We start from the raw sequence: 3,121 nt of genomic DNA, 5'->3' as shown, positions 1-3,121 counted from the left end.
TGCGGCGTGCGCCGCGGCCGAGCCGAACACCACGACGTAGCCGAGGAAGCCGAGCCAGGCGACCGCGCCGATGGCGATCTTCGCGACCGCGGGCAGCGGCGACGGGGTGACGAACGCTTCGATCACGCCCGAGACCGCGAAGAGGAAGACCAGCCCGATCGCGACCAGCAGGCCCTCGCGGCCGGCGGCGGCGACCGAGCGGGTCCGCGTCAGGTGGCGCGGCGGGCGGATCCAGGCGCCGGCGATGCGCAGGCCGACGCCGGCCGCCACGTAGACGCCGGTCAGCTCGAGCAGGCCGTGCGGCGTGATCAGGCTGAAGAACTGCTCCGCCTCGCCGTACTGGATCATCACGCCGCCGCTCAGGCCGATGTTGAGCGCGTTGTTCCACAGTAGCCAGAGGACCGGCAGGATCAGCACGCCGGACGCCAGGCACTGCACCGACAGCCAGGCGTTGTGTGTCCACAGTGAGAAGGCGAACGTCTGCGGCGAGTATTCGGAGTAGTAGGCGGCGAACTCGGTGTCGACCAGCCGGCGCGCGGCCTCGTCGCCGATCAGCGCGCGCGCCACCTCCGGGTGACCCGCCGTGTAGAACATCAGGAAGAAACTCAGTGCCGTGAAGGCCGTGGCGACCGCGCACCACCACGGCCACGCGCGATAGGCGGCCAGCGGGAAGCCGGCCGTGAAGAACCGGCCGACGTCGGCGAGCCGCAGCCGCGGGCCGGGTGAGATCGCCGAGCGGCTGGCCAGCACGAGCCGGGACAGCCGGGCGACCAACGCGGGATCGGGTGTACGGCTGCGCACCACCGACAGGTGCGTCGCGGTGCGCTGGTAGAGCGTGACGAGCTCGTCGATCTCGGCGGCGGTCAGCCTCCGCCGGCCGGACAGATGCTCCAGCCGACGCCATTCGGCATCGTGCTCGGCTACGTAGGCGTCGAGATCCACGCGCTCATAGTGTTCACTGTGCGGGTGACCGCGCAACCTCACTCCACCGACCGGCTCATCACGGGCGAGGCCGTCGAGCTCGAGGTGCGCGCGGCTCGGGCCGGTTCGCGGATCACCGCGCTGCTGATCGACCTGATCGTGATCGTGATGCTCGGTCTCGTGCTGACCGTCTTCGGCTCGGCGCTCCTGTCCAGCCTGCCGGTCGACTTCGACGCGGCCACCATCCGGGGCATCTCGGTGGTCGCCACCGTGCTGCTCCTGGTCGGCTACCCCGTGACCTGCGAGACGCTCTTCCGGGGCCGCACGCTCGGCAAGGCCGCACTGGGCCTGCGGGTGGTCCGCGACGACGGCGGGCCGGTGCGGCTGCGGCACGCGCTGACCCGCAGCCTGGTCGGCGTCGCCACCGAGTGGCCGGGCGTGCTGCTGCCCCCGGTGACCTGGCTCGCCGCGCTCACCACGATGCTGAGCAACCCGCGCGGCAAGCGCCTTGGCGACCTGGTCGCCGGCACGATGGTGCTGCACGAGCGGACGCCGGCGAGCTGGGGCTGGGTGCCGGGAATGCCGGCGCCGCTGGCCGGCTGGGCCGGGACGCTCGACCTGACCGGCGTCTCCGACGAGCTGGCACTGGCCGTGCGGCACTTCCTGGCCCGCGGCCGCGAGCTGCGCGAGCCGGCCCGCACCACGCTCGGCCGGTCGCTGGCCGGCGAGCTGGCCGCCGTCACCACGCCACCGCCACCGCCGGGCGTGCCGGGCTGGGCCTACCTGGCCGCGGTGATCGCGGAACGGCACCGGCGGGCGCGGCTCCGGCTCGGCCGGGCGCGGGCCGTGAGCGCCGCGATCTGGCCGGACCTGGCGCCGCGGCCGATCGAGGCCCAACCGGTGCAGCCGGTCGAGCCCGCCGCGGCGGCCTGGCCGCCCGCGCTGCGCCCCGGCACACCGTCCAATGCCGACACACCACCGCTCGGCTGGCCCACCACCGCCAACCGCTTTTAGGGCCTGTCTCGAAGTCCTGACCGGGCTGCGGCGGACCCAGACGCCGCCTGGAACCACGCCGGTCACGACCGGATACAACACCGGTATCCGGCCGCGCCCGGCGCAGCCCCAGCCGACGCCTGGGGCCTCGCCTCGCTCCGGCCATGACTTCGAGACAGACCCTAGAGCCGGGCGAGCGCCTTCAGCGTCAGGTACGCGTCCGCGACGGCGCCGGCGAACTCCGTGGCGGGCGCGTCGACCACCTCGACGCCGCCGCGGCGCAGGGCGGCCGCCACCCGGTCCCGCTCGCCGAGCGCGCGGTGTCCCGCGGCCGCGGCGTAGACGTCGGCCGCCGTCGCCGCCTTCCGGGTGGTCAGGTCGCGCAGCACGGGGTCGTGTGTCGCCGCGACGATCACCTTGTGCCGGGCCACCAGCTTGGGCAGCACCGGCAGCAGGCCCTCGCCCAGCGCCCCGGGTTCCAGCGCGGTGAACAGCACGATCAGCGCCCGCTTCCGTTCCCGCCGCAGCACCTCGCCGACGACCAGCTCGAAGTCGGTCTCGACGAGCGCGGGCTGCAGCGGCGCGACCGCGTTGACCAGCCGGGCCAGCAGCACCTGGCGGCCGCTGCCGGTGACCGACGCGCGCACCGCGGTGTCCACGGCGAGCAGGTCGACCTGGTCGCCGGCCCGGGATGCCAGGGCGGCCAGCAGCAGCGCGGCGTCCATCGCCGCGTCCAGCCGCGGCTCGTCGCCGATCCGGACGGCCGACGTGCGGCCGGTGTCGAGCACGCAGACCACCCGGCGGTCGCGCTCCGGTCGCCACGTGCGGACCATGACGTCCGTGCGGCGGGCGCTGGCCCGCCAGTCGATCGAGCGGACGTCGTCGCCGATCACGTACTCGCGCAGCGCGTCGAACTCCGTGCCCTGCCCGCGGCCCCGCGTCACGATCGTGCCGTCGAGCACCCGCAGCCGGGCGGTCTTCTCCGGCAGCAGCACCCGGGACGCGAACCGCGGCAGCACCCGGACCCGCCAGGGCGGGGTGGCCGGGCGCCCGTCGCGCTGGCGGAATGCGAGGCCGAGCGGGCCGTGCGAGCGCACGGTCACCCGCACCGCGGGCCGTCGACCGGGCCGTAGCCGTAGAGGCAGCCGGTGATCGCCAGGGGCGCGCCACTGGACGCGGCCGCGGCCAGCATCGCCTCGGCCATCGG

2 protein-coding genes and 1 pseudogene are annotated in these 3,121 nt (G+C 74.8%); 1 reads left to right on the top strand and 2 read right to left on the bottom strand.

The genetic code is table 11. The annotated features are described in order from the left end of the window. On the bottom strand, window positions 1-942 hold a 942-nt coding region (locus AB0H87_RS40000; protein WP_360158483.1), incomplete at its 3' end, for a stage II sporulation protein M. A 24-nt stretch (window positions 943-966) separates the two neighbouring features. Between AB0H87_RS40000 and AB0H87_RS39995 the strand changes: the two genes are divergently transcribed. Next, window positions 967-1,935, top strand: a complete 969-nt coding sequence (locus tag AB0H87_RS39995; protein WP_360158480.1) for an RDD family protein — start codon at window positions 967-969, stop codon at window positions 1,933-1,935. A gap of 161 nt (window positions 1,936-2,096) precedes the next feature. On the opposite strand, the pseudogene AB0H87_RS39990 reads toward AB0H87_RS39995, so the two are convergent. Next, window positions 2,097-3,059: pseudogene (locus tag AB0H87_RS39990) on the bottom strand (DUF58 domain-containing protein); the annotation flags it as partial. Window positions 3,060-3,121: the final 62 nt, after the last annotated feature.

Source organism: Asanoa sp. NPDC050611, from assembly GCF_040654855.1.
GTDB lineage: Bacteria > Actinomycetota > Actinomycetes > Mycobacteriales > Micromonosporaceae > Asanoa.
This window is presented reverse-complemented; position numbering and strand designations above follow the sequence as displayed.